This window comes from Methanothermobacter sp. (assembly GCF_030055435.1).
In the GTDB taxonomy this organism is placed as follows: domain Archaea; phylum Methanobacteriota; class Methanobacteria; order Methanobacteriales; family Methanothermobacteraceae; genus Methanothermobacter.
Genome location: NZ_JASFYG010000004.1, coordinates 38,610 through 63,623, shown reverse-complemented (window position 1 = coordinate 63,623; position 25,014 = coordinate 38,610). Strand labels below are relative to the sequence as shown.

Sequence of the window (25,014 nt, the reverse complement as noted above, 5' to 3'; positions counted from 1 at the left end):
AAATAAGTTCAATCTGAAATGTCAGAGACAACAACCTCAACAAAGCAGGGTCCCACCCCACTCCGGTCCCTGTAGAGAACAACAAAGAGGCCGATGTCCTCTGTCATGCAGAGCCTATAATCCACGCTGAAGTTCATATCCTCAAGGGCCTCCTTTAGTCTGTGGATACCCCCGATATCGGTTTCTGTCCCGACCTCAACGCAGGACCTTATCTGCTCATCCATCACACCAATGAGGGCCGTGCCCTCCTCGGATATTAGCTCCAGTTCCTCTGCACCCAGTTTCTCTATAAGGCCATCAAGTTCCCTGCCCATCTCCTCAGTGTCCATCCTCTTTCTTGACATTCCCCTAACGATTAGTATCTCCTTTGAGTCAAGGGCTGGTCTTGAGCCCTCAAAGGCTTCAAAGTAACCCATGATCTCCCCGGCTATCCTGTGCAGTTTCATCAAGGTTATCACTCCTCTGATCCGTTAAGTTCCTCTATCTCGTATCTAAGTTCCCCCATTGTCGCAACCTTTTCAGCGAAGGCGTTGTGTCTGTGTATGCTCTCCTCGTTTATCTGCCTTACGGTGACTATTGTGTCGTCGGGGAGGTGTGGGTACTCGCTGACTATCCTGTGCACCATGTTACGGACGCAGTCCTCAACGAACATGGGGTTCTCATGGGCACTCACAACAACGGCATTTTCATCGGGCCTCTTGAGGAGTTCATAGACAGGTGAACTCATGGAGCTCTCTATGATGTTTATGAGGTTCTCGGCCCTTATAGTCTGGTCCTCGGGAACCTCTATCATTATCATCCCACGTCCTCTCTGATTGTGGGAGGCGAATGATACACAGTCAAGAACCTTTTCAACTGTTTCAGGGTCAAGGAATTCCAGGAGCTTCTGACGGGATGTTTCCTTAACCGATTCCTGTGCACAGGGGCACACGGTCATCCCCACCACCTCTGCCCCTATCATCTTGCGTATTACTATACCGTCATCGTCCCTGTAGCCGATGGCGTCTGCCATGATCTTTGTCATCTCCTGGCTCTTCTTAGCGGTGACAGGGGATTTCTTCATGAACATGAAGTCGCTCTTCATGCTCACCTCGGCTCTGCGGGCGTACCTGTGCTTTTTGAGGAGTTCATTGACTATCTCTGCGCAGAGGGATTCCAGTTCAAGGGCACTGTTTTCAACAACCTCCTCGAGGACGTCACTTATGGCCTCGGGGTTCCTTGACATGTGGATCCCCCTCTGCCTGCTCGGGAGGTCCACAAATGCATCGAATGTTGGAAGAAGTATTATGGGCCTTCTACCATCCCTTTCTATCTTCAGAAGCTTCTTAACACCTGTAACACCCACCCTTGTAAGGTGAACGGGGATGCTTGGAATCTTGTCCTGTGTATCTGGAAAACAAACCAAACCCAAATTTTACACCCCATAACAGTAATAGTTACCTAGGTTTTAAGTATAGTATGAAGACTTTGCTTATATACTTGTCCGGTGATTATGAGTCCCCTGAAACAGAATATTACAGTGATGTCTTGTTTAAATGAGATGGTTCCTTTCATGTCATCGTCTGGTCTTTCTGGTTCATGAGTGTAATCGAGGGGTGTGCTGAAACCTGAATCCATACCGTGGACTGAAAGACATCATTCTCTATCAAAAACCATCAAAATATTGAGGTACAGTCCTATAGGTCTAGGAGAGGAGTTTCAGTATCTCCTCAGGCGTGAGGTCCTTAATATTATTATCTAGCCTTGCACGGGCACCATACAGTTCCTCTGCCCTTGATGCAAGTAGTCTTGTGCTTTTATCGGGCTCCCCAATAATGAGGATGTCATCAAGGTCTTCAAGCTTCCTTTCAATGTCATTCTTAAGGTGCTCTATCTTCTTCTCTATACCCTTAAGGGCAGCATCAGGGATCCTGGGGTTTATCTTCTTCATATCATCCACTGAGAGGGGTGCACCTGCAACCAGGATATTTCCCGGCTCAACGCCAGCCTTAACAAGGATCTTTTTGAGTGAAGAGTTGTTCACAATGATCAATTTCCCCTTAGAAGCTTCCTTTATCCTTTCAGATGGTTCCTCCTGTTCAATGACACCGAAATCTGCAAGCATGCCGTCAATGGCCTCCCTGGCGGCCATGAGTCTCCTGCAGAAATCGTATGCATCTTCCCCGATGAGCTCATGTGATGGAAGGCTGGCGTATATATGGTCCTCGGCTTCAATGAGTTCCATCAGGGCCTCCTGAAATTTTCTGGTGTCTATGACACCATCCTGGGGGTCCCTGAACCTGGATTCCCTCCTGATATTCGTGCATGATTTTCTTATAAGCTCCTCTGCCTGTTCAAGTCTGATTTTTTCCATCTTATGACCCTCTCAGAAATTGAAGAATGGTGAAAACACATCGCTAATCTCATTGAAGATTTCAGCCACAGCCGTTGACCCCTCATATTCCACCTTAACACCGGAACCCTTAAGGCCCCGGATGAATGAGACATTCGAGTTTCCAAGGGCCTGGAGGTCATAGCCCCCTTCAAGCACCACCGCACAGGGCAGCCCTGTCTCATGGATGAACCATCCCATCCATGAGAAGAACTCCTCATCCACCCTCATATCTGCCAGTGGATCCAGCCTGTGGGCATCGAACCCTGCAGATACGAATAACATATCCGCCCTGAATTCACTGAGTACCTGTGGGAGCACCTCAGAGAGTATCCAGATATAATCCCTGTTCCCTGAACCCCGGGGCATAGGGATGTTGAGGTTGAAGCCCTCACCATCACCCTCCCCCATCTCACCAATGAATCCTGTCCCGGGGAAGAGTGTCCTGGGGTCCTGGTGCACCGAGACATACATGACTTCCGGGTTGGTGTAGAATATGCTGGATGTTCCGTTCCCGTGGTGAACGTCAAAGTCAATCACAGCCGCCCTTGAAATCCCGAGGTTCCTGCGGCTGTGCTCAATGGCTATGGCGATGTTGTTGAATATGCAGAAACCCATGGACCTGTCATAGGTGGCATGGTGACCTGGGGGTCTTGCAACGGAGTATCCCCATCCGTTTTTCAATGCCTCCTCAGCCGCGACCATGGCGCCACCTGCGGCGAGCCTCGCCACACTGAAGCTTTCAGGTGTCATGTAGGTGTCATAGTCCAGCCATCCACCACCCCTCCCTGAGAACACCTCCAGGTACTCCACATGGACGCTGCTGTGGACCATTAGGATATCATGGACACCTGCCATTCTTGGTTCCATGAACTTCAGCTGAAGCCCCGAGGACTTCAGGGCGTCAATGATTGCACGTGTCCTCCCCTTGTTCTCAACATGGCCCTCATTATTGTGGAGGTCATAGGTGCTGGAGTGTATAATTGCCATGGTTAAATTTTTGGTGCAGGGGAATAAATAATTAATCGCCTATCATCTTGGTGGAGGTCATGTCCTCCTTAACTATATTGAGGACTGTCTGGGTGTAGGTCCTCTGAACGTCACCCTCACTCAGCAGACCCTTGATGAAGCTATCCAGCTCTCCGGTGTCCTTGAATTTTCCTATGAGTATGGCATCGAATTCTCCTGTGACGTCGTAGACTGCAAGGACGTTTTTGTGGTAGGCTGTCCGTGTCTCCCAGTTCCTCAGAACTCCACCTTTGACCTTAACACCTATTATGGCTGTGAGTTTGTATCCAAGTTTGGAGTGGTCTATCACCGGCACGAATTTCTTTATAACACCCTTCTTGACCAGCTTCTCAACACGGTTGTGCACAGTACCCACCGAGACATCGAGTATCCTTGAGATGTTCCTGTAGGACATGCGTCCGTCCTCATTTAGGAGGTCTATTATTTTCCTGTCAATATCATCGATTTTGACTAGATCATCATCCATTGGAATCACCACTAAACAATGTATACCTATGGAAGTTATATTATAAACTTTTTTAAATTATGGTGTTTTAGAAGAAGTTATTAACTTTTATAGATAGTAGGTATCCCCTTATAAATTTAGCTGAAACAGGAAAAAGTAAAAAAGGGTTAATTATTCGTAGGCGTACCTGAGTGCAAGGGCCCTGTTAAAGAAGAGCAAGAGGTAAGGAAATATTATGAGCACTGCTATTAGGGTACCGATGATGGGTATTGAATTGAGGAGAATGGCAATGAAGGCAATAACAGCTCCTATGAGGACGACAACGATGTACCAGATGATGTAGTCGATCCATCCGATCTGAGAGATCACATCCAGTATTTCACCGAACCTGAATGCTGCTCCAAGGTCACTGTCATTGTAGGCCATGTGTGCTATTGCGATGGTGTCTATGAGCCCAAGGATTATTGCAAGTACCACAGCGATTATCACAGTACCTCCAAAGAGAGCTGTGAAGGCTGTTGGATTGGTGATCATACCAGTATCTGGTGAAACCATTGCCAGAGATCCGAGACCACCTACAATTATCAGTGGAACTATCATGTATACAATTTGGACAACGAAGACCTTTAATCCATCAACGAACATTTCACCCCATTCATCGAATTCAGGAAGCTCATCAAAACCCGCTATCGATGCCTTGAGGGCCCTGAAGCCGTATCCCACAAAGAGGAGGATAGGTATAATCAGAACACTGGCTATTAGGAGGACACCGAGTATTATGACCTTCTGCCAGTCACTGGAGGGATACCTTATGGCGTCGTTTACAATTTCACCTATATCCAATTTTCACACCTCCGCGGATTCCCGCAGCTAAAACTATATAAATGATTATATATAAAACTGCCTAATCTGTTTAGAGGAGGATATAAATCGCTGCACAGTTAATATACAAAAGAACGGGTGAAGGGATGAAGAAGGGGATAATAGTCGTTGCTTTGCTGGTGATCGTCGGGGGCTACTTCTACTTCACATCCACTTCAGGAGATTTTGAACCACTGGGAAGACTCGGATTCGTTAAAATCGCAAACCCCGACATGTACCCTGGTCACATACACTCAAAGTTACTTGCAGATTATGCCCGGGAAAGGGGATCAAGGTGCATCCTCGTTGTCCATTATGGGGGAAGCTCCAATTACCGCTGCTACATGGAGGGTGACGTCTACATCCTGGAACTTGCATACGTAGAGAAAAAGCAGTACAAGCCTGGCATAGACTGGAATGAGGTCTGGCAGGAGGGCATATATGGTGTCCCCGATGACAAGTGGACCTACCGTTCAGATGGTAAGGAATTTGATACCCTGGATGAGGCACTGGCTTATATAAAGGAGAGGGCCGCTGAACACGGGCAGGTGGGCCCCATACCAATGGTGTATCATGGGACAGTGAGGGAGGGGGACATTTTCATAAACCAGGGTTGCGGTTTCCCGCTATACTACAAGATTTCAAGGGAAGAGTACGGGCCAATCGCAGCTTATTATTACGTTATCAGGGGAATAATCTTCCCGTACCTCAACAACCCCTACCGGAACTTTGAAATCAAGAATGCAAGGGCCCTCCAGTACTACTACACCCACAACATGCTGAACTATGAATGAGAACAATCGTACAGGCTACGAACGGGAACCGTGGAGGTCCATTATGATCTTCTCAATCTCCCTGATCCCTGCATCTGTTTTTATCCCGGTTGGCCTTATATGGGTCCTTGAAACCCTGAATCCTGCCCCCTCAAGACCACCCATAACATCCATGAGTGGGGGGGCGCTCACCCCTAGCTTGCTGCAGACCTCATGGACGTCATAGAATCCAGGAGGCATTCCCACCTCTCCAATACAGGTCTTGAGCAGTTTCAGGACATCCTCTGATTTATTGAGGGCTTTATTTTTAGTTTCAGCTATCATGGATCCGATGAATTTTTCATCATGCAGTTCCCCGAGCCAGAGGGGTCCGGCAGCATCCATTTTACCCCCGCAGACCGGGCACTTTAGGTCTTCGGGCAAACCCCTCACATTTTCATGGTGAAGGCAGCTGAAGCAGTGGAGCATGTAGCCAATGTTTTTGAGGGTTTCATCGGCCCTCCTGGCCCCCCTCCTTACATGGGCATAGATCCTCATGTAGTGCTGGCTGCTGTGTGATAGAAAGAATGATGCGCCCTTACTGTACCTGGCAAGGCTTATTGCAGTGAAACCTGCAAGTATCCTCAGCCCCGTCTCATGACAGTACTCTGTTTTGAGGGGCCTCGATGAGTACTTCCTGAGGCAGGGTTTTATATAGGTTCCGCAGAGAGCAGAGGTGTCTGTGGCGGTAACAGCAAGGAGGGACCTGTTCCTGGCGGATGCCACTGCAGAGTCCATGAATGGTGCCGGCGTCCCGAAGGGGTCCACATCAATAACATCAAAGCGTCCACGGTTTCCTCTGAGAAAGATAGCAGCGTCCTCCCTGCTGACCTCTGGGGATACAGAATTCAGCTCTGCGTTATGCTTTATACATTCAACTGCAAGGGGGTTTATATCATTTGCAGCGGCTTCAGATACGCCATCAACCTCCACCAGGTACCTTATGGCCCTTATACCGCTCCCTGAGAATGTATCAGCAACACACATCTCCTTATCAAGTATTCGCTGAAAGGCCTGAACTGCAAGCACCGACACATCCCTATTGAACTCCATCACAGGGTTATAGAAGACAGGGGCCCTGGATGATACCTTGCTGAAATCCGGAACCTCAATTGTTACTGAACCCTCATTTATTGTCATCATATTCAACACTCCTTACCTGAACAGGATAATAATCCCCAGTTATAGTCGGGACTTACATCCAATAAATTCGATTAACATGCACATTGTATATTGGAATCAAATGAGCGCAGTCACATAGCATGACTGGCATTCAACCGGCTCATATCAGCCTCGGTTACATAGCGGATCAGCATCTAACTTCACTCATATCAATATATTTATTAGTGCCGGATGATTTACTGATTACTATGATACTCAGACAGGATTTAGTAAGAGGCCGGTGACTCAATGAGGAATTTCCTTGACAAGGTCTACACTGGAAGAAATGAGCCATGGCGTTATATGCTGACGGTGCTCCTCAGCTTCGTGGTGTCCAATGTGGGTGCCGGTTTTATGGTGGGGTTATTTCTGGTGGCCATCCTCATAATCAGCGGTAGAATGGATGCAATTGAGGGCATCCCTGCCTTCAGCTGGCCAGCTTTACTCATCATGGTGGCAGTGGCCTTTTCTGCCTCAATGTTCTTTCTCTACGTTGGATTGAAGTTCATCCACAAACGGGATTTCATATCAGCCCTGAACTCCAGGGGTCATGTTGACTGGAGGCGGATACTGAGGGGAGGAGTGGCTTGGTTTCTTATTGTCGGGATCCTTGACCTGATCTCGATTATCATGGATCCCTCTTCAGTCAGATTTAAATTCACACCGGAATTCTGGTGGCTTCTAATCCTTTCATTAGTTGCATTTCCTGTACAGGCTTCCTTTGAGGAGATATTCTTCAGGGGATACCTCATGCAGGGGATGTGGATGATCCTTAAGAGGCCCATCCCACTGATGATCCTGAATTCACTGATATTCTCAATCCTGCACTGGTGGAATGGCACGACCCTTGCAATGAGCCTCTCAATAACAGCAAGCACATTCATCATTGGACTGGTACTTGCACTCATAACACTCACAGATGATGGTGTGGAACTCGCCATGGGGGTGCACATTGCAAACAACCTCTATGTCAGTGTTATACACAGCTCCCCGGAGGCCGGCCTTGGAAACCTTCCATCCCTGATGGTAAGTCCATCGGATCCCTACACCTCCCCAGTGGCACTGATCCTTGCATCGGCTCTTCTCGTCGCCCTACTATTCAGGGGACGCTATGGGGATGTGCTGAGTGTTCTGAGGTACGTGGATGAGGATTAATAATCCACTGAATCATAGTAACGAGGGTTATAACTTTAACTGATTGAGGGTTAGGGTATTAATTTTTAAGTTCCAGTGAGAAACTAATAACTCAGTAACTCTTACAGGTGTTCACATGATACCGGTTGCTACTCCCATAATCAATGAAGAGGAAATAGAGGAAGTTGTGAAGGTACTTAAATCGGGATTCATTGCCCAGGGACCACGGGTGGCGGAATTCGAGGAGAAGTTTGCATCCTATGTGGGTACTGAATACGCTGTTGCAACAAGTTCAGGGACAACAGCCCTCCACCTCGCCCTCCTTGCTGCAGGGATTGGAAAGGGGGATCAGGTTATAACAACACCATTCAGCTTCGCTGCAACAGCAAACGCAGCCCTCTACGTTGGCGCTGAACCCGTATTTGCAGATATAGATCCTAAAACCTACAACATAGATCCTGAGGAGATCGAGAAACTCATAACACCCAGCACGAGGGCAATAATACCCGTACACCTCTACGGGCAGCCCGCCGACATGGACCCCATCCTGGACCTGGCTGCTGACCATGACCTCCTGGTGATTGAGGACGCTGCCCAGGCCCATGGTGCAGAGTATTATGGGAGGACAGTGGGTTCCATGGGGGATGCCGCATGCTTCAGCTTCTACCCAACAAAGAACATCACAACAGGGGAGGGCGGGATTATAACAACTGATAATGAGGAAATTGCAGAGATGGCACGGATTCTAAGGACCCACGGGGAGACAGAGCGCTACAACCACACCTACCTTGGCTACAACTTCAGGATGACCGATATTGCTGCGGCCATTGGCATAGCCCAGCTCGGAAAACTTGAAGACTTCAACAGAAGAAGAATCGAAAATGCAGAGTACCTCACAGATAACCTACGGGACATGGAGGAGGTGTCAACGCCCCACGTTGCAGGGGGGGTTAAACACGTCTTCCACCAGTACACCGTGAGGGTTCCGGGTTCAAGGGACAGCCTCATGGAGTTCCTCAACGAGAGGGGTATAGGTACCGGGATTCACTACCCGAAACCCATCTACAGGCAGGAACTCTACAGGAGGATGGGTTTCAATGCCAGATGCCCGGTCAGTGAAAAGGCTGCAGATGAGGTCCTATCGCTACCGGTACACCCTGCCCTTACTGACGAGGACCTTGAAAAGATTGTGAATTCTGTCAGGGATTTCTTCGGGCAGAACTAACATTATTTATCTCAGCTTCAGTGTGGTGCTGGGAAATAGCATAATTCTATTTTTTATGTTACGCCGATATGTACATTTAAAAATTAAACTACTGAATAACATTTAAGGGAGTTTCAGCGACCTCAGCGTTATTAAGGAACATTTACTGGAGCTTTTTCTTTACAGATTCAACCTTGTCACTGAGGCCCCTGTCGGTGTCCCTTCTATCATCGATTTTGATGGTTGTGTAGACTCTCTCTGAGCCTGCCTCCAGGACTGCCTCATGGGCCGCCTTAACAGCCTCAAGGAGTTCATCCAGGTCACCGGCCTCAACAAGAGTCCCCATACCTGAGATCTCATACCTCACGTTCATCCTCTCGAGGGCACTGACTGCAGCGGCCACGTAACCGCTGAGTGAGGTGCTGCCTGTACCGAGAGGTATTATGGTGAGCTCTGCGGTTATCATGGTGAATATATATGTCGACTGTTTTATATATACGGTTCCATGGATGTTCAGGAATTCAACCGGAGAATCATGACCAGAATAAGGGGTCTCATGGAATCACATAAACTGGTAGAGAGGGGAGAACACGTTGCAGTGGCACTTTCAGGCGGTAAGGACAGTGTGCTGACACTCCATGCGCTCGCAGATTTAAGGGATGAACTGGATTTTGAACTCACAGCCATCACGGTTGATGAGGGTATAAAGGGCTACAGGGGGGAGGGGGTTCTTGCAGGTAGGGAAAACGCCCGTATAAGGGGAGTTGAACTCATAGAGAAGTCATTTAGAGATGAATTCAACTTTGAACTTGACGATGTTCTGGAAGAGTTCAGAAGCCCCTGCATACCCTGCGGTGTCTTCAGGAGGTGGATACTCAACAGGACAGCCAGGGAAATAGGGGCATCAAAGATTGCAACGGGCCATAACATGGATGACGAGGTTCAGTCATTCATGATGAGCCTTGCAAGGGGGGATGTGAGGAAGTTCTCCAAGTTTGGCCCGAAACTTCAGAGGATACACCCTGCGATGGTACCGAGGATAAAACCCCTCTGGAGCACACCCGAGGAGGATGTCAGGCTCTGGGCTGAACTCAATGATGTGAAATTCCACAGTGCGCCCTGTCCATACTCCAGCAGATCAATGAGGGCTGGGATAAGGGATTTCCTTAACAGGATAGAATCGGAAAGTTCAGGTATAAAGGAGAGAATCATGAAATCATTAACGGTCACATTCCAGCCTCTGGTGGAGGATGAGGGGATCGGAGAGTGTTCAGTCTGCGGAGAACCAGCATCAGGGGTTAAATGTAAGGCCTGTGAGTTCCTTGAAATTATAGAAGAAGCGGATCATTAGAGAGAGGCTCCTTTTAAATTATTTCAGGATCCTGGTAACTGAGCCAATACCCTTGCTTCTTCCCTCACGGAAGATTATCTTCTGACCCTCCCTCACATGGTGGGGCTTGTACTTGAACCTCATCCTCACCCTGCCCCTGTCACCGGCTGACATGAACTCTGCATCAAGGGGTTCCAGTATGGTGGTCTCTGCTATTGTTTCAATGTGGGTTACGCTCTCATAGCCCGCCTTTATGGTTGTGGGATGCACCAGTATGGCCACCTCGGCCTCAAATTCCCTGACTGCCTCTGGTTCATAGTCGGGGTGGGCCAGTATCATACCCCTCTCTATTTCATCGGCGGATGCCCCTGAGATGGATATTCCAACTATATGCCCGGGCTCTGCACAGCCTATACGGTAGTGGTGCATCTCGATGGATTTAACGGTGACCTCCCTGAATTTTCCGGTGTTCATGGGGCCCAGGAGCAGCGTATCACCCTTCCTGACAAGGCCCTGCTGGATGGTTCCACTGACAACGGTTCCAACACCCCTAATGGTGTATACCTTGTCTATGTACATGAGAAACGGCTTCTCATCCCCATTGACGTCACGCTTAACCTGCAGGTTGAGGAAGAGCTCATCCAGGACTTCAAGGCCCTCCCCTGTGACAGAGGATGTCTCTATTATGGGTACTATGTGCTGGTTCATCTTGCCGGCTATTTCCCGTGCAGAGTCCCTTCCGGTCACATGGAAGGGTATCCTCCCAACCAGTTTGAGGAGTTCAGATATCTTCTCCCGCACAGCCCTTCTCTTCTCAGAAGTGGCTATATCGGTCTTTGTGAGCACAACGATCACAGGAAGCTCCATTGCAATCATTATACCAAGGTGCTCCCTTGTTATATGCGTTGGACCCTCATCCGCGGCAACGGTCAGGAGGCCATAGTCCAGGTTCTGCCCCACAATCCCCCTTATTGTTGTCCTCAGCCATGGTTCATGTCCAACGGTATCAACGAAGGATATTACCCTGTCGGCCTTGTCCATGAGTCCTGATTTCTCCTTCCGGTCCAGTGGATTTTTGAGTCTTATGACCCTTCCATCCCTGAATCCATATATGGCGAAGGATAGATCCGCTGACAGGCCCCTTTCTATCTCGTGTTTCTGGACATCAAGGAATATCCTTGTCTTACCGCTTCCATCATCTGGGGTTCCTGTTGTTAGTGTACCGAGGAGTGTGCTCTTTCCATGGTCAACGTGGCCGGCGACACCTATGAGGAGGTGTTCCCTTTCTGTTTTCTGTTTTCTTGAGATTATCACCTCGGCCACCTTACCGTGGGTTCCCTCATGGAGGTTAACCTCCTCCACAACGGCATCTATCTCCTGACTCAGTTTTCTGAGGACCTCAACTGACTCTTTTAGTTCCTCATCAGGGAGGCCAACCGGTTCACCGCTGTCCTCCACACCAAGGAGGTATACTGCCCTTCCATCACCCCTTTCCATACGGTACTTCATCTGGGAGATCAGGCTCTTCTTCCGGTCCATCTTCAGATGATACCTTGGTGAGAGTGCCTTCTTGAATTCTATGTTCCTCCTCTCACCGGCCGATGTGAATGATCGGATATCCTCTATCATATCTCGTTCTATTCCCTTTTCACTGGATTTGTGAAATGACAGGTTCCATACCTTTCTTCCTGGAGTTTTCTCACAATTTCTGCGGCTTCCTGGAAGCTACCAGCCTTTCCAAATATTCGCCTTTTTTTAACCTTCAGGGTTCTTCCACAGACACACTTCCGGGTATCTGCGCCCTCCTTTGAGTAGAGGGCCCTTCCACAGTCGCATCTGAATATGACGTACATTGCATATCACACTGCTCTTTCCACAGTAAATTTTTATTGAACCGGTATTTAATGAAATTTTTCCCCATCATTGCATTACTCTGAATGATGCCTTCTAATTTAGTTGTGAGCTTGTGGTGTGCTGGACATTACCCTGAATGATGTATCATCGTATTCAAATGAGTTCTTCAAGTGGTGGAAGTTCATGTGGGTTCCTGAGGTAGTGCTCTATCCCCCTCCTGTGGCCTGCGCCCACAACGGCAACAACGCGGTCCTCCTCAATGGAGAGGAGCCTGTGGGCCATGAATGCATCCCTCTCCTCAACAAGCACATGGTATGCTGAGGGTGATATTTCGCGGAATTCCTCCATAACCTCCGCAAGGGTGTCGTCACTTTTGAGGCTCTCAATATCCCTCGCATCCTCCCCCCCAATGAATGACCTCATGATTGCAAGGAAGAACCTCAGCTTTTCCCGCAGGCTCATGGACCTGATCGCCCGTTGCATGGTCACCCCTATGTCACGGTCAATGAGGGCCACCCCCGCACCAACCTCATGGGCGGCTTCTATCGCTGCAAGCATCTCACTGCCAGGCTTGACACCTATATCCTCACCGATCTTCCGCTGGAAATAGGTTAAAAACCAGCCTGCAAGGATGACGCCAATGTTTCCACTTCTGAGGACATCCTGGAGGGAGGGTTCGTCCCTTTTGATTCCCATTTTTTCGTCCATGAGCCTCCTGTACCTGCCGGGGTCAAGTTCCACTGCAACAACGTCCGGTTTCATCTCAAGTATGGTTCTTCTCACCTCATCAACACTTTCTTCAGATACATGTGCGGTACCTATTATCTTCAGCTCCTCCAGATTCATGTCCACTGCAGCCTCCTTAGACCAGAGATATCCTGCCATCCATGTATACGGGTACGTTTTCTGTTATATTCCTTCTGAGGCAGTATTCAATATCACCGGCAAAACCAAGTTCCCTGAGCCTCCTGGCTGACCTGGATTTTCTTATGGCATCATCAACCATGGAACTGTCCTGGACTGCAAGTACTGAGGCCTCAGCGTACTCTTCGAACTCACCACCAATTGCACGTATTATTTCACCGGCACAGAGGAAATCCTCTATTGCAAAGCGGCCATTAACACCGGCCATGACCACCTCAACCTCATCCGAAAGTTTCCTTGCAGCTGAGGCCACTGCATCCAGATTGTTGAGGCAGCCCACAAGGGCCTGTGATTCAACTGACTCAAGGACCCTTGTACCGTTACTGGTGGTTAGCACAAGGGCATCACCTGAATGTTCCCTCACCTCCAGTGGGGAGTTGGCCAGGAATCCTGGCAGGGTCTCACCACCACGCTCCCCTGCCACCAGATATCCCCTTCTGGAGTATTCCATTGCCTCCTCAACGTTCCCAACAGGGATAACCTCCCTGAAACTTTCCAGGGCAGCGGTTATGGTTGCACTTGCCCTCAGAAGGTCCACCATTATGCAGAGTCCACTGCCCTCCGGTTTTTCAAAGCTGAGACTTACCCTCATCAGCACACCTTATAAATGATTATAGAGAGATTTACATATGAGGTATTTATAGACTTCACCGGTGACTCAATGAGGATTCTTACAACACCAATGTGTGAGGGCATACTGAGGATTGCAGGCGTCATGGGGTACCATGTGACCCGCAAACCTGAGGATGAGGACGCAGACCTTTTATTTGTGCTATCTGAGACACCAGTTGCCGGGGCGGTTAAACTTAAACTCAACACATTCCCCCAGATAAGGGAGGCCATAGGAACCGTTTTCAGGACTGTTCAGGACCTGGATCCTGGAAGCCTCAGGTACTCCTCGGCTGATGAGATAGACTTTGAGGTCTGCTCCCCATGGTGGCATGATCCTGCGGGGTTGCGGGAGATGAACAGCAAGATAAAAGTAAGGGTTTATTCAGATTTCTTAAGGGATATCGTTGAGGATATGGGATTCACCATTGTCGATTTGAATGAAGATTTCACTGTATGCCCCGATTACATGGAACTTGACTGCATCAGGGTCCCCTCCCACAGAAACCTTCCAGTGGACCCTGTTAAGAGGGCTTTATTCAGGTACACGTATCTGGAGAGGAAATTATGTACGAAACTTTAACCTATCAGGGCGGTGTGCACCGCCATGAGGAAATGAAGGAACTGATTGAGGACCTCGGCGGATTTGTGCTCCAGGAGAACATGCTTCAGATGGACCTCATACTCACACTGGCCGTCCCAATTGAGGACGTGGATAAGGTGAGGGAGAAGGCCAGGGAGCTCCTGGGGAAGGTTAAGGTTGCCCCGATGGCGGGTACCGAGATAGCTATCGTCTCACCGACCCTGGCAAGGCATCATTTACCCCATTCGGCCTGTGATATATCCGAGTACCTCAGGAGGTACGGTGCCAAGGATAACATGATAGGCCTTGCCCGTGGGGCAGGTAAGGGGATATCCAGGATATCAGAGGATGAAAAGAAGCTCATAGAGGAACACGACCTTGCGGTTTTTGCCCTTGGAAGCTTTGAGCAGTGCATAAAGGATAAGGCCCACCTTTTCAGTGACATAAACATCCCGGTGGTGGTTACAGGGGCCCCTGAGAAGATTGACCTCAGTGAGCTTCCAGGTGCCGACGCCTATGTTGGGGGCCTTGGGAGGATACCCAGGAGGCTGAAGAGGGGTGAAGATATAAGGGCCCTAAGGAAACTTGTTGAGGTGGTCGAGGATCTACTTGACAGGAGAAGACGTGAGATGGCGGCGGACCCACCTCTGGTCCCCTCAATACTTGTTAAAACCGAGATTGAAAATCAGGTGCCTGCCGTTAAGGAGGTCTATTCCCCCACACCTGTAACAAGCCAGCTTGATGGGGTCCGTGTGAAGCTCAACTATGACCGTTACCATGACGAGATAGCAGATGTGAGGGTTTCTGATTACAGGCTGGGCGACATATCTGAGATCAGGAAGTCAATGATGTACGACTACATCCTGGTTAAGTTACTGCCTGAAAGTTCCATACTGTGATCCCATGAGGAGGGAGTTCCAGGTCCTGATATTTGTCCTAATATTCTCCTCAGGATACTATCTTCTTAATTTTACTGTCCTGGAATCTCTTGGTATGGGAATTCTGAGCCTCCCCCTTACATTTCTTCTACCGGCAGCCATAATCTCCGAGAGGGTATACCCATCATTTATCTCAAGGGCTGCCTATGTGGTTTCCATGATATGGTTGGGAATGGCTGTTTACATCCTCATTGGCCTTGGGGTAACCTTTGCAGCATCACTTGTTCCAGGTATTCCATTTTCCCCTATCCCTGCGGCGGCATTCTCAATCATAATGGTTTCCTATGGGCTGGTGAAGGGCTGGAATATTGAGGTAAGGACTGTTAGGATCCCATTTCCATGCAGCGATGAACTGAGGCTGGTGCAGCTTTCAGATCTCCATGTGGGGACTGTGAGGTCAGGTGGTTTCCTTAGGAGGGTTTCCTCTATTATTTCTGAAGTTGAACCCGACGCCGTCCTCATAACAGGTGACCTCCTGGATGGTTCAAGGCCCGTTGGAGCCTCAACACTCTCAGAGATTCAGGCAGATGTACCCGTATTTTTTGTTTCTGGCAACCATGACACCTATTCAGGGGACTTCAGGTCCGCAGTGGAGGGGGCGGGTATCATCTGTATTGATCAGCGTGTTGTTGATTTCAGGGGTGTGCAGCTTGCAGGTGTGGGTTATTCGATGGAGAGGCATTCTCTTCCTGCGATCCTTGATATAATGGAATTTGACCCTAAGAGGTCCCTCATACTTCTTCATCACCTTCCTGTTGAGTGGGATTACGCCAGGGAGAGGGGTGTTGACCTCCAGCTATCTGGCCATACGCATGGCGGGCAGTTTTATCCATTCAACCTCCTTGTTGGCATTATGTTCCCGTTTATCAGGGGCCTTTATGAGGATTCAGGACGTTTTCTATATGTTTCACAGGGCACAGGCACATGGGGGCCACCTCTTCGTATAGGATCATCCTGTGAGGTCACAGTTATTGAACTTATTCCCTCTGCTCATGGCTTCAATGGAGATTAAGGATGAATTGAATGGTATTCATTATTTCGCTGGTTTTATGGTGATGGCTGGTTTTTTAGGTGACTGGCTTTTATGTTCTCTGACCCCCTGATGGGAAACTTTAAATACAATTTTTGAATATATATTCAAAACATGCCTAGGCCAAGAAGATACAGAAGAATCCTGGGAGAACCCCGTGTGGTTGCATTTTCCCCTGAAGTCAGTGAAGAAGAAGTTGAGGTTGAGATAACCCTCGATGAATTTGAGGCTGTCCGTTTAAGGGACTACCATGATATAAAACAGAAAAAGGCTGCTGAAATCATGGGTATATCACAGCCAACATTTCACAGGACACTGACATCCGCACGGGCCAAGATAGCAGAGGCACTGGTCGAGGGCAGACCAATAATACTGAAAGGAGGTGATTACATCACAGACAGGAGAAGATACAAGTGCATGGACTGCCAGTTTGAGTGGATCTCACCTGAAAAGGAATACAAAAAGTGCCCAGACTGTGATTCAGAAAACATAACGCTGGTATCAGCAGATACACTACCAAGGATGGGAAGAGGAGGCTTCGGAAGAGGCATTGGCGCTGGACGTGGGGCACCACGTGTCTGAAAATGCATTGAATGCGGATACGAGGCACCAAAAACACCTGGAGTTCCATGCAGAATGGAGAAATGTCCAGAGTGCGGCGCACCAATGTGTGGAGCCGACTGAAACTTTAACGCGAAGACCTGTATTCAGCGATTTATCAAATTACGCTGAATACCCCCTATTTATAAAATACATAACAGCTTGTTCTATATGTGATTTGAGACTGTACCACCTCCACCTATTTTGATGAAGAAAGGTGGTAATCGTAATTATAGTGATTGTATCGGAGGGGGTTAGTTCTCAATCAGGGGCATGATATTATTAGCAGGTTTACATGTATTTTACCGGATGATAACTCTTATTCTGGAAAAACAGATTATTTCATGTCTGCTAATAATAGGGAATCAGCAAACCGAAATTTTGATTGAAACTGATTTAGCGCCAGAATTTTCGATTAAATGATGCAGATTATTCTTCTCAGGGATTAAATCTACTTGGTTATGACCTAAAGTTTCCTCTTCAACATACGCGTAACAGTTTCTATATGCTCCTGCTGATCCCTGGCCTCCTTCTTAAGTGACCTCAGGAGTTCATCGGTCACAGGGATGGGTATGCTTCTGAATATGTATGAATCAAGCATGAAACTGAATGCCCTCTCCTCAGCCAGGCTTCTGAACTTCCTGTCTGATGGCTCCATGAATACAGGGTTATCCTCATCTTCGAGGCCCTTAACCTCCTCACCAAGTTCTGTGCCGGGTATCGGTTCAGCGATGCTCACAAAGTAGTCGTCGAGCATTAGCTCATCTGCAAGTTCCAGGGTCTCCTCATAGTCCCTTTCATCTTCACCGGGGTACCCCACTATGAATGACCCTGCAATCTTCAGATTATGTTCCCTGGCAAGTTCAACAGCCTCAATAACATCCCCGGGTTTGATGCCCTTCTTCATCCTTCTGAGGATCCTTCTGCTCCCTGACTCTATACCATAGAACACCCAGCCATTGGTGTACTCTGATATGGCATCAAGGATCTCAGGGGTCACCATATCAACCCTTATATCGGGCACCGTCAGATTTCGGGGCCCCGTGATTTTGCTTATCTCCCTGAGGAGCTCGGTGAATGCATCCTCATCAATACCCCTGAACCTGCTGCTCCCGTAGAGTGTTCCGGTTCCCCCACTTATTGCAAACCTGCGGGCCCCGGATTTCCTCAGTTCCCTGACCTCCACTATGATATCCTCCAGGGGCCTGCTGCGGACCTCACGTCCAAAGAATTCCGGGACCTGGCAGAATGTGCAGTTACCTGGGCAGCCCCTGTGGGTTTCAATGTAGACACTGGCGCCCCTTATGTTCTCCTGTGAGATATCTGGAGGCACAAGTGGGAGGGCCCTTTTCATGGAGCAGCGGGCTGGTTCATTGATTATAAACCCTTCAGGGGATTTAAATGCTGCTCCAGGCATTTCAGACGCGTCCAAACTTCCAGATGCAACCTCCATAACCATCCCCACCTTATCCTCACCCTCGCCCTGAATTACAAGGTCAACGTCGAGGTGGCGGAGTACAAGTTCAGGGTCCAGGCTCACGGGACCCCCCACCACCCTGAAACCCCGTATATTATTAATAACATCCCTGTACCTCAGGAGGTGGATGGTGGACTGGAGGCTTATGAATGTCACATCTGCGCCGGCACCCTCAAGGCCCTTCCTGAGTTCAACGCTGCAGCCAATGTCCCTCAAGGCACCGGCAATGAGCATTGAACCGTAGGTGTAATGCTCTGGTGTTAAAACAACCACCCGAGTCATTCAGAAGCACCGAAGAAATTTATGGCCTGTATAAGTTCATAGAATGCTTCCATCTCCCGCTCTATAACATCATACTGGGACAGCGTACCGCTCATCTCCCCATCAACGGTGAGCCTTTCAGGGCCCCTTATGACTATCCGGTCGGTACCATCCCGGCTTAGAACCTCCTTTGCCTGCATTTCATGGACAAATGCCCTGCCAGGGATTATCACTGTTTCCTTAAGTTCGCTGAGGTCCACACCCTCAAGGTCCTTCCTGGTGATGAGGCATGCTATGTCCTTCTCAACACCAACAACGTTCACCATGTCCTCTGCCCCGAGGTTCCTTATTATCCTCCTTATGTAGGGGGCTGCAATGGATCCTGTGATTATGGTTGCCTCTCCCCTGATTTCAGGGAGAATCTCAAGGTACTCCCTGCTTGAGTCATCTGCAAGGACAAATGGAGTCCCGTTTTCAGGGTCGCAGACAGGTGTCCCTGTAACCCTGAGATTGAACTCCCCGTCAACCATCCTCACAAGGTCCTCAAATTCCTGGACTGTGTGCGGCTCTATACCCTCAATTATTGGCCCATTGCCGAGTATCAGCCCCTGGTGCTCATAGTTTGCAAACCGCATCATTATGAATCCGGTGGCCCCCCACTCCTCAAGTCTGGAGCAGGTTTCAAGGAGGTCATCACCATCATTCACACCGGGTATGATCACTGCTGCAGCGTGGACTTCACAGGATTCACAGAATATCCTGAGGGCTTCCAGCGCATTTTCAGCGTTCCTATCACGCATCCACTCCCTCCTCAGGAGGGGGTTCGCTGAGAACACCGTGAAGGTTACCTCATCCACACCATTCTTGATTAATCTTGATGCCATTTCAGGGTCATCAATGCCCTTACCGCTCGTGTATCCAAGGTGTATGGGGATCCCAAACTCACTAAGCCCTGCTGTTAGCTCCTCAAGGTGGGGGTAGCAGCTCACATCACCCCCACCGCTGATGTTTATCTTAAGGTCCTTATCCTGAAGGTTCTGCATCATCAGTGTTGTCTGCACGTTACCCATGACAAGGAACGGGGGTAAAAATTCCCTTCCCCTCTCTGCAACATCCCTTCCACAGGTTTCACAGCCCACCCTCCCCGGGGAGCAGTTCCTGCAGCCGAAGGGTTCAAATTCCCCCACCTTTCTGAAGTAACAGTACCTGCAGAATCCCCTGCAGTCCTTGCCAGGTATACCACCCAAATCAGCTATTATCTGCATGTCCCTCTTTCTGTGCGGCGCCTTAAATATAATTTATTACCCTGCAGCCATCATACCTGCGGTGTGCATGATCATAAAATCAACGCAGCCGTATAAAAAATCCATAAAACCCGAAAAAACGTTTTGATACATATAAATCTTTCGACTTGATTCAGAAAGAAATCTTAATTAATTATAATCAAGTTAAATATGCACCGTATACTAAAACGGGTGTTTTAACACCCTCCAAGGGCCTTCTTGCCTTTCCTGAAAAGGGGGGTCTTGGATGTTTAGTATACGGAACTGATTGTTAGGAGGGAAAAAATGGCGAAGTTTGAGGATAAGGTCGACTTGTACGACGACAGAGGCAACCTCGTCGAAGAACAGGTGCCATTAGAAGCTCTAAGCCCATTAAGGAACCCCGCCATTAAAAGCATAGTGCAGGGGATTAAAAGGACAGTGGCTGTGAACCTTGAAGGTATAGAAAACGCCCTGAAGACAGCGAAGGTCGGCGGACCTGCCTGTAAGATAATGGGCCGTGAACTCGACCTCGACATTGTCGGGAACGCTGAGTCAATAGCAGCCGCTGCAAAGGAAATGATACAGGTAACTGAGGACGACGACACCAACGTCGAACTCCTTGGCGGAGGTAAAAGGGCACTCGTACAGGTCCCAAGTGCAAGGTTCGATGTTGCAGCAGAATACTCTGCAGCACCACTCGTAACCGCCACAGCATTTGTCCAGGCCATAATCAACGAGTTTGATGTTAGCATGTACGATGCTAACATGGTTAAAGCAGCCGTTCTGGGAAGATATCCACAGTCTGTGGAGTACATGGGGGCAAACATAGCAACAATGCTGGACATTCCACAGAAACTGGAAGGCCCAGGATACGCACTCAGGAACATCATGGTGAACCATGTTGTTGCAGCCACACTCAAAAACACACTCCAGGCAGCAGCACTATCAACCATACTTGAACAGACAGCAATGTTCGAGATGGGTGATGCTGTAGGAGCATTTGAGAGGATGCACCTCCTTGGACTTGCATACCAGGGAATGAACGCAGACAACTTGGTCTTTGACCTTGTTAAGGCCAACGGTAAAGAAGGTACAGTTGGATCAGTCATAGCAGACCTGGTTGAAAGGGCCCTGGAAGACGGTGTCATAAAGGTTGAGAAGGAACTCACAGACTACAAGGTCTACGGCACAGATGACCTTGCAATGTGGAACGCCTACGCAGCAGCCGGACTCATGGCAGCCACAATGGTTAACCAGGGTGCAGCAAGGGCAGCTCAGGGTGTATCATCAACTCTGCTATACTACAACGACCTCCTAGAATTTGAAACAGGACTTCCAAGCGTGGACTTCGGTAAAGTTGAAGGTACAGCTGTAGGATTTTCATTCTTCAGCCACTCCATCTACGGTGGTGGTGGACCAGGTATCTTCAATGGAAACCACATCGTTACAAGGCACAGTAAGGGATTCGCTATACCCTGCGTGGCAGCCGCAATGGCACTGGATGCAGGAACCCAGATGTTCTCACCAGAAGCAACCTCTGGACTCATAAAAGAAGTATTCAGCCAGGTTGACGAGTTCCGAGAACCACTCAAATATGTTGTGGAGGCAGCAGCTGAGATTAAAAACGAAATCTAAATAATCTCTCAGAACTGGGGGCAAAAAACCAATGGACGTTCAGATATTTCCTCACAGGCTGCTAGGGGCTGACACCACAGAGAAACTCCTTAACCGCCTTGAGGACATCCATGGCATTAAACGAATGGTGATCCACGGACAGAGACTACCACCAGAGGACCACCCTGACAGGCGCATAATCAACGTGAAAGGCCAGGAATTTGAACTTCAGGTTAAAACTGGTCGTGTGCTGCTTGAAGTGGAAGACGAGGAGACAATAACTGATATCAAAAAGGTTTGTGAGGATCTCCTGCCCTTTGGATATGATGTCACTCCCGGCAAATACATAAGAAAACAGAAAACCGTCACGGACGAGATAAAGTACGGCGAGAGCCTTGATGAGATTCCTGATGAACTCATCGGTCTCACGGATCAGAACGCTAGGCTCAGTGATAGGGCCACAATAATAAAAAGGAAGAAGGAGCATTAGATGATCGGAAAGTGCACTCACGTAGTTGACTGTAGAGAGACAATGGGCATGGGTGAAGGTGGAGGAATAGCCCAGAGGGGTACCTTTGCCCAGTGCGGAAGTGAAGTTCTGGCAGTGGCAATGTCACCTGGCAGGCGCCACATAACCAAGCCTGTATGCGAGATAACATTTGCCCTGAGGGAAGCAAACATAATGACCAGTACCCTCGTACTGAATGCAGGGGCAGGGGTTCCACAGGACGCTCCAAGTGCCGGTGCAGGAAGCCTCTTTGGATTAACACCTGCTGAAGTCGAGCAGATGAAGCGGCACAAACTCCTTGTGGTACACCTTGGCGGAGTCAAGAACCACATTATCTACAAGGCACGCCTCATACTCAGAAACGTTGACCGTCCATGTATAGTCATATGCGAATACCCGGTTGACTTTGAGGACTTTGCGAAGATAGGTGTCAAAACCAGGGCCGTAATGCCAGATGAACCAAAAACCAAGGGAACAATCGTTGACATCGTGAGTGGAGTTATTAGAGGAGAAACTTGTCCCCAGGAAAAACTGGATGAGATTATAAGAAAGGTTAAGTTAGCTTTAGGAGGTGCATGATATGGCACAATACTATCCCGGAACAAGTAAGGTTGCTCAGAACAGAAGGAATTTCTGTAACCCTGAATACGAACTTGAAAAACTGAGAGAAATCTCAGATGAAGATGTAGTAAAGATTCTGGGTCACAGGGCCCCAGGGGAAGAATACCCAAGTGTTCACCCACCACTGGAAGAGATGGATGAACCAGAGGACGCGATAAGAGAAATGGTTGAACCAATAGACGGTGCAAAAGCCGGTGACAGGATTAGGTACATACAGTTCACAGACTCAATGTACTTCGCCCCAGCCCAGCCATATGTGAGGTCAAGGGCATACCTCTGCAGGTACAGGGGTGCAGACGCAGGTACACTCTCAGGTCGTCAGATCATAGAGACCAGGGAGAGGGACCTTGAAAAGATATCCAAGGAACTCCTTGAAACAGAGTTCTTTGACCCTGCAAGGTCAGGTATCAGGGGTAAATCTGTCCATGGACACTCACTGCGTCTCGATGAAGACGGTATGATGTTCGACATGCTCAGAAGACAGATCTACAACAAGGAAACTGGCAGAGTCGAAATGGTCAAAAACCAGATCGGTGACGAACTCGACGAACCTGTGGATCTTGGTGAACCACTGGATGAAGAAACCCTGATGGAAAAAACAACCATCTACCGTGTGGATGGTGAAGCCTACCGTGATGATACAGAAGCCGTGGAGGTCATGCAGAGAATCCACGTTTTAAGATCACAAGGAGGGTTCAACCCAGAATAATCCGGGGGAGGTGTAGATTATGGCTGACAAATTGTTCATAAATGCTTTAAAGAAAAAATTTGAGGAATCCCCTGAAGAGAAGAAAACCACATTCTACACACTTGGTGGCTGGAAACAGTCAGAAAGAAAAACCGAGTTTGTGAACGCTGGTAAAGAAGTGGCAGCAAAGAGGGGTATACCCCAGTACAACCCTGACATAGGTACCCCACTTGGTCAGAGGGTGCTCATGCCCTACCAGGTTTCAACAACCGATACCTATGTTGAAGGGGACGACCTCCACTTCGTAAACAACGCTGCCATGCAGCAGATGTGGGACGACATAAGGAGGACCGTTATCGTCGGTCTTAACCACGCCCACGCTGTTATAGAAAAGAGGCTGGGTAAGGAGGTCACACCCGAGACCATAACCCACTACCTTGAAACAGTGAACCACGCAATGCCAGGTGCAGCTGTCGTCCAGGAGCACATGGTGGAAACCCACCCTGCACTGGTGGCAGACAGTTACGTCAAGGTATTCACAGGTAACGACGAAATAGCAGACGAAATAGACTCTGCATTCGTCATAGACATAAACAAACAGTTCCCAGATGACCAGGCAGAAACCCTCAAGGCAGAGGTTGGAGACGGAATCTGGCAGGTAGTCAGGATCCCAACCATAGTCTCAAGGACCTGTGACGGTGCAACAACCTCACGATGGTCCGCCATGCAGATCGGCATGTCCATGATTTCAGCCTACAAACAGGCAGCAGGTGAAGCCGCAACAGGTGACTTCGCATACGCTGCAAAACACGCTGAAGTCATACACATGGGTACATACCTGCCTGTGAGACGTGCAAGGGGTGAAAACGAGCCTGGTGGTGTGCCATTCGGTTACCTTGCAGACATCTGTCAGAGCTCAAGGGTCAACTATGAGGACCCTGTCAGGGTGACACTGGACGTTGTGGCAACCGGTGCAATGCTCTACGACCAGATCTGGCTAGGATCATACATGTCAGGTGGTGTTGGATTCACCCAGTACGCCACAGCAGCCTACACAGACAACATACTTGACGACTTCACCTACTTCGGTAAGGAGTACGTGGAAGACAAGTATGGACTCTGTGAGGCACCAAACAACATGGACACAGTCCTGGACGTTGCAAGTGAGGTCACATTCTACGGCCTTGAACAGTACGAGGAATACCCAGCACTCCTCGAGGACCAGTTCGGTGGATCACAGAGGGCAGCAGTCGTAGCAGCTGCAGCAGGATGTTCCACAGCATTCGCAACAGCAAACGCCCAGACAGGTCTCAGCGGATGGTACCTCTCAATGTACCTCCACAAGGAACAGCACTCAAGGCTTGGATTCTACGGTTACGACCTCCAGGACCAGTGCGGAGCATCCAACGTCTTCTCAATAAGGGGCGACGAGGGACTGCCACTGGAGCTTCGTGGACCTAACTATCCAAACTACGCCATGAACGTGGGACACCAGGGTGAATACGCAGGTATATGTCAGGCACCACACGCTGCCCGTGGAGACGCCTTCGTGTTCAACCCACTGGTGAAAATAGCCTTTGCAGACGACAACCTCGTCTTCGACTTCACCAACGTCCGTGGTGAATTCGCCAAAGGTGCTCTGCGAGAGTTCGAACCAGCCGGTGAAAGAGCACTCATAACACCTGCAAAATAGAT

General features: G+C 48.9%; 27 protein-coding genes. 13 read left to right on the top strand and 14 right to left on the bottom strand.

What is annotated here, in order from left to right; genetic code table 11:
• Nucleotides 1-8: 8 nt before the first annotated feature.
• The 6 genes from QFX30_RS05435 to QFX30_RS05410 form a co-directional block, all read right to left on the bottom strand.
• Nucleotides 9-446 carry a DUF2120 domain-containing protein gene (locus QFX30_RS05435; RefSeq protein ID WP_300489296.1) on the bottom strand — a complete coding sequence of 146 codons (438 nt, stop codon included), beginning with the start codon at nt 444-446 and terminating at the stop codon, nt 9-11.
• Nucleotides 447-454: 8 nt separating this feature from the next.
• Nucleotides 455-1,411, bottom strand: coding sequence for a GTP cyclohydrolase MptA (gene mptA, locus QFX30_RS05430; RefSeq protein ID WP_300489293.1), 957 nt, complete (start codon nt 1,409-1,411; stop codon nt 455-457).
• Nucleotides 1,412-1,684: 273 nt separating this feature from the next.
• Entirely contained in the window at nt 1,685-2,353 is a 669-nt protein-coding gene (locus QFX30_RS05425; RefSeq protein WP_300489289.1) for a DUF2100 domain-containing protein, read from the bottom strand.
• 12 nt (nt 2,354-2,365) lie between these two features.
• Nucleotides 2,366-3,361: a histone deacetylase gene (locus QFX30_RS05420; RefSeq protein WP_300489286.1), complete on the bottom strand. Its 996-nt coding sequence runs from the start codon at nt 3,359-3,361 to the stop codon at nt 2,366-2,368.
• Between the two features lie 31 nt (nt 3,362-3,392).
• On the bottom strand, nt 3,393-3,875 hold the full coding sequence (locus QFX30_RS05415; RefSeq protein WP_148215591.1) for an Lrp/AsnC family transcriptional regulator: 483 nt from the start codon (nt 3,873-3,875) through the stop codon (nt 3,393-3,395).
• Nucleotides 3,876-4,016: 141 nt separating this feature from the next.
• Nucleotides 4,017-4,688 carry a DUF4013 domain-containing protein gene (locus QFX30_RS05410; RefSeq protein ID WP_300489283.1) on the bottom strand — a complete coding sequence of 224 codons (672 nt, stop codon included), beginning with the start codon at nt 4,686-4,688 and terminating at the stop codon, nt 4,017-4,019.
• 125 nt (nt 4,689-4,813) lie between these two features.
• Between QFX30_RS05410 and QFX30_RS05405 the strand changes: the two genes are divergently transcribed.
• A complete protein-coding gene (locus tag QFX30_RS05405) occupies nt 4,814-5,500 on the top strand; it encodes a hypothetical protein (protein WP_300489280.1) in 687 nt (228 codons plus the stop codon).
• A gap of 15 nt (nt 5,501-5,515) precedes the next feature.
• Here QFX30_RS05405 and QFX30_RS05400 read toward each other — a convergent pair whose 3' ends face one another.
• Nucleotides 5,516-6,661, bottom strand: coding sequence for a tRNA (guanine(10)-N(2))-dimethyltransferase (locus QFX30_RS05400; RefSeq protein WP_300489276.1), 1,146 nt, complete (start codon nt 6,659-6,661; stop codon nt 5,516-5,518).
• A 267-nt stretch (nt 6,662-6,928) separates the two neighbouring features.
• Between QFX30_RS05400 and QFX30_RS05395 the strand changes: the two genes are divergently transcribed.
• Both QFX30_RS05395 and QFX30_RS05390 read left to right on the top strand, forming a co-directional pair.
• Nucleotides 6,929-7,834: a type II CAAX endopeptidase family protein gene (locus QFX30_RS05395; protein ID WP_300489273.1), complete on the top strand. Its 906-nt coding sequence runs from the start codon at nt 6,929-6,931 to the stop codon at nt 7,832-7,834.
• Between the two features lie 115 nt (nt 7,835-7,949).
• Nucleotides 7,950-9,038: a DegT/DnrJ/EryC1/StrS aminotransferase family protein gene (locus QFX30_RS05390; protein WP_300489271.1), complete on the top strand. Its 1,089-nt coding sequence runs from the start codon at nt 7,950-7,952 to the stop codon at nt 9,036-9,038.
• Nucleotides 9,039-9,180: 142 nt separating this feature from the next.
• Here QFX30_RS05390 and QFX30_RS05385 read toward each other — a convergent pair whose 3' ends face one another.
• Complete coding sequence (locus tag QFX30_RS05385) at nt 9,181-9,483, bottom strand: MTH1187 family thiamine-binding protein (RefSeq protein WP_300477855.1); 303 nt, start codon at nt 9,481-9,483, stop codon at nt 9,181-9,183.
• 39 nt (nt 9,484-9,522) lie between these two features.
• Between QFX30_RS05385 and QFX30_RS05380 the strand changes: the two genes are divergently transcribed.
• Nucleotides 9,523-10,368: a TIGR00269 family protein gene (locus QFX30_RS05380; protein ID WP_300489269.1), complete on the top strand. Its 846-nt coding sequence runs from the start codon at nt 9,523-9,525 to the stop codon at nt 10,366-10,368.
• 18 nt (nt 10,369-10,386) lie between these two features.
• Here the strand turns inward: QFX30_RS05380 and QFX30_RS05375 are convergent, their stop codons facing one another.
• From QFX30_RS05375 to comB, 4 genes are all read right to left on the bottom strand, one after another.
• Nucleotides 10,387-11,976, bottom strand: a complete 1,590-nt coding sequence (locus QFX30_RS05375) for a GTPBP1 family GTP-binding protein (protein WP_300489266.1) — start codon at nt 11,974-11,976, stop codon at nt 10,387-10,389.
• Nucleotides 11,977-11,984: 8 nt separating this feature from the next.
• Nucleotides 11,985-12,200: a DUF1922 domain-containing protein gene (locus QFX30_RS05370; RefSeq protein WP_147671437.1), complete on the bottom strand. Its 216-nt coding sequence runs from the start codon at nt 12,198-12,200 to the stop codon at nt 11,985-11,987.
• A gap of 154 nt (nt 12,201-12,354) precedes the next feature.
• Nucleotides 12,355-13,086 (bottom strand): TraB/GumN family protein, encoded by a 732-nt coding sequence (locus tag QFX30_RS05365; protein ID WP_300489262.1) that lies wholly within the window; start codon nt 13,084-13,086, stop codon nt 12,355-12,357.
• Nucleotides 13,064-13,717, bottom strand: coding sequence for a 2-phosphosulfolactate phosphatase (comB, locus tag QFX30_RS05360; protein WP_300489260.1), 654 nt, complete (start codon nt 13,715-13,717; stop codon nt 13,064-13,066). Before comB ends, QFX30_RS05365 begins: the two co-directional genes overlap by 23 nt.
• A 69-nt stretch (nt 13,718-13,786) precedes the next feature.
• Between comB and QFX30_RS05355 the strand changes: the two genes are divergently transcribed.
• The 4 genes from QFX30_RS05355 to QFX30_RS05340 all read left to right on the top strand — a co-directional run bounded on the left by QFX30_RS05355 (nt 13,787) and on the right by QFX30_RS05340 (nt 16,867).
• Entirely contained in the window at nt 13,787-14,317 is a 531-nt protein-coding gene (locus tag QFX30_RS05355; RefSeq protein WP_300489257.1) for a hypothetical protein, read from the top strand.
• On the top strand, nt 14,302-15,216 hold the full coding sequence (locus QFX30_RS05350) for a methanogenesis marker 7 protein (RefSeq protein ID WP_300489253.1): 915 nt from the start codon (nt 14,302-14,304) through the stop codon (nt 15,214-15,216). The genes QFX30_RS05355 and QFX30_RS05350 overlap by 16 nt, the downstream gene beginning before the upstream one ends.
• Before the next feature lie 4 nt (nt 15,217-15,220).
• Nucleotides 15,221-16,267, top strand: a complete 1,047-nt coding sequence (locus tag QFX30_RS05345; RefSeq protein ID WP_300489250.1) for a metallophosphoesterase — start codon at nt 15,221-15,223, stop codon at nt 16,265-16,267.
• Nucleotides 16,268-16,399: 132 nt separating this feature from the next.
• Nucleotides 16,400-16,867, top strand: coding sequence for a DUF134 domain-containing protein (locus QFX30_RS05340; RefSeq protein ID WP_300489247.1), 468 nt, complete (start codon nt 16,400-16,402; stop codon nt 16,865-16,867).
• 484 nt (nt 16,868-17,351) lie between these two features.
• Here the strand turns inward: QFX30_RS05340 and QFX30_RS05335 are convergent, their stop codons facing one another.
• Nucleotides 17,352-18,644, bottom strand: coding sequence for a methyl-coenzyme M reductase glutamine C-methyltransferase (locus tag QFX30_RS05335; RefSeq protein ID WP_300489244.1), 1,293 nt, complete (start codon nt 18,642-18,644; stop codon nt 17,352-17,354).
• Complete coding sequence (gene mmp10 / locus QFX30_RS05330) at nt 18,641-19,888, bottom strand: methyl coenzyme M reductase-arginine methyltransferase Mmp10 (protein ID WP_300489241.1); 1,248 nt, start codon at nt 19,886-19,888, stop codon at nt 18,641-18,643. The genes QFX30_RS05335 and mmp10 overlap by 4 nt, the downstream gene beginning before the upstream one ends.
• A gap of 303 nt (nt 19,889-20,191) precedes the next feature.
• On the opposite strand from mmp10, the gene mcrB reads away from it, so the two are divergent.
• From mcrB to mcrA, 5 genes are read left to right on the top strand one after another with little or no spacing between them, the layout of a single operon-like run.
• Nucleotides 20,192-21,523, top strand: a complete 1,332-nt coding sequence (gene mcrB / locus QFX30_RS05325) for a coenzyme-B sulfoethylthiotransferase subunit beta (protein ID WP_300489239.1) — start codon at nt 20,192-20,194, stop codon at nt 21,521-21,523.
• A 31-nt stretch (nt 21,524-21,554) separates the two neighbouring features.
• Nucleotides 21,555-21,992 (top strand): methyl-coenzyme M reductase operon protein D, encoded by a 438-nt coding sequence (gene mcrD / locus QFX30_RS05320; protein WP_300489237.1) that lies wholly within the window; start codon nt 21,555-21,557, stop codon nt 21,990-21,992.
• Nucleotides 21,993-22,589 (top strand): methyl-coenzyme M reductase I operon protein C, encoded by a 597-nt coding sequence (gene mcrC, locus QFX30_RS05315; protein WP_300489236.1) that lies wholly within the window; start codon nt 21,993-21,995, stop codon nt 22,587-22,589.
• A gap of 1 nt (nt 22,590) precedes the next feature.
• A complete protein-coding gene (gene mcrG, locus QFX30_RS05310; RefSeq protein ID WP_300489234.1) occupies nt 22,591-23,340 on the top strand; it encodes a coenzyme-B sulfoethylthiotransferase subunit gamma in 750 nt (249 codons plus the stop codon).
• Nucleotides 23,341-23,359: 19 nt separating this feature from the next.
• Complete coding sequence (mcrA, locus tag QFX30_RS05305) at nt 23,360-25,012, top strand: coenzyme-B sulfoethylthiotransferase subunit alpha (RefSeq protein ID WP_300489232.1); 1,653 nt, start codon at nt 23,360-23,362, stop codon at nt 25,010-25,012.
• The last annotated feature ends 2 nt before the right edge of the window (nt 25,013-25,014 follow it).

Bases quoted from the DNA above. Each gene is read 5' to 3' on its own strand.
- QFX30_RS05355 (WP_300489257.1), top strand. From the start codon at position 13,787: ATGAGGATTCTTACAACACCAATGTGTGAGGGCATACTGAGGATTGCA.
- comB (WP_300489260.1), bottom strand. From the start codon at position 13,717: ATGAGGGTAAGTCTCAGCTTTGAAAAACCGGAGGGCAGTGGACTCTGC.
- mmp10 (WP_300489241.1), bottom strand. From the start codon at position 19,888: ATGCAGATAATAGCTGATTTGGGTGGTATACCTGGCAAGGACTGCAGG.
- QFX30_RS05350 (WP_300489253.1), top strand. From the start codon at position 14,302: ATGTACGAAACTTTAACCTATCAGGGCGGTGTGCACCGCCATGAGGAA.
- QFX30_RS05425 (WP_300489289.1), bottom strand. From the start codon at position 2,353: ATGGAAAAAATCAGACTTGAACAGGCAGAGGAGCTTATAAGAAAATCA.
- QFX30_RS05335 (WP_300489244.1), bottom strand. From the start codon at position 18,644: ATGACTCGGGTGGTTGTTTTAACACCAGAGCATTACACCTACGGTTCA.
- QFX30_RS05380 (WP_300489269.1), top strand. From the start codon at position 9,523: ATGGATGTTCAGGAATTCAACCGGAGAATCATGACCAGAATAAGGGGT.
- QFX30_RS05385 (WP_300477855.1), bottom strand. From the start codon at position 9,483: ATGATAACCGCAGAGCTCACCATAATACCTCTCGGTACAGGCAGCACC.
- mcrA (WP_300489232.1), top strand. From the start codon at position 23,360: ATGGCTGACAAATTGTTCATAAATGCTTTAAAGAAAAAATTTGAGGAA.
- QFX30_RS05345 (WP_300489250.1), top strand. From the start codon at position 15,221: ATGAGGAGGGAGTTCCAGGTCCTGATATTTGTCCTAATATTCTCCTCA.
- QFX30_RS05400 (WP_300489276.1), bottom strand. From the start codon at position 6,661: ATGATGACAATAAATGAGGGTTCAGTAACAATTGAGGTTCCGGATTTC.
- QFX30_RS05405 (WP_300489280.1), top strand. From the start codon at position 4,814: ATGAAGAAGGGGATAATAGTCGTTGCTTTGCTGGTGATCGTCGGGGGC.
- mcrD (WP_300489237.1), top strand. From the start codon at position 21,555: ATGGACGTTCAGATATTTCCTCACAGGCTGCTAGGGGCTGACACCACA.
- QFX30_RS05420 (WP_300489286.1), bottom strand. From the start codon at position 3,361: ATGGCAATTATACACTCCAGCACCTATGACCTCCACAATAATGAGGGC.
- QFX30_RS05390 (WP_300489271.1), top strand. From the start codon at position 7,950: ATGATACCGGTTGCTACTCCCATAATCAATGAAGAGGAAATAGAGGAA.
- QFX30_RS05375 (WP_300489266.1), bottom strand. From the start codon at position 11,976: ATGATAGAGGATATCCGATCATTCACATCGGCCGGTGAGAGGAGGAAC.
- QFX30_RS05395 (WP_300489273.1), top strand. From the start codon at position 6,929: ATGAGGAATTTCCTTGACAAGGTCTACACTGGAAGAAATGAGCCATGG.
- QFX30_RS05365 (WP_300489262.1), bottom strand. From the start codon at position 13,086: ATGGCAGGATATCTCTGGTCTAAGGAGGCTGCAGTGGACATGAATCTG.
- mcrB (WP_300489239.1), top strand. From the start codon at position 20,192: ATGGCGAAGTTTGAGGATAAGGTCGACTTGTACGACGACAGAGGCAAC.
- QFX30_RS05370 (WP_147671437.1), bottom strand. From the start codon at position 12,200: ATGTACGTCATATTCAGATGCGACTGTGGAAGGGCCCTCTACTCAAAG.
- QFX30_RS05340 (WP_300489247.1), top strand. From the start codon at position 16,400: ATGCCTAGGCCAAGAAGATACAGAAGAATCCTGGGAGAACCCCGTGTG.
- mcrG (WP_300489234.1), top strand. From the start codon at position 22,591: ATGGCACAATACTATCCCGGAACAAGTAAGGTTGCTCAGAACAGAAGG.
- mcrC (WP_300489236.1), top strand. From the start codon at position 21,993: ATGATCGGAAAGTGCACTCACGTAGTTGACTGTAGAGAGACAATGGGC.
- QFX30_RS05435 (WP_300489296.1), bottom strand. From the start codon at position 446: ATGAAACTGCACAGGATAGCCGGGGAGATCATGGGTTACTTTGAAGCC.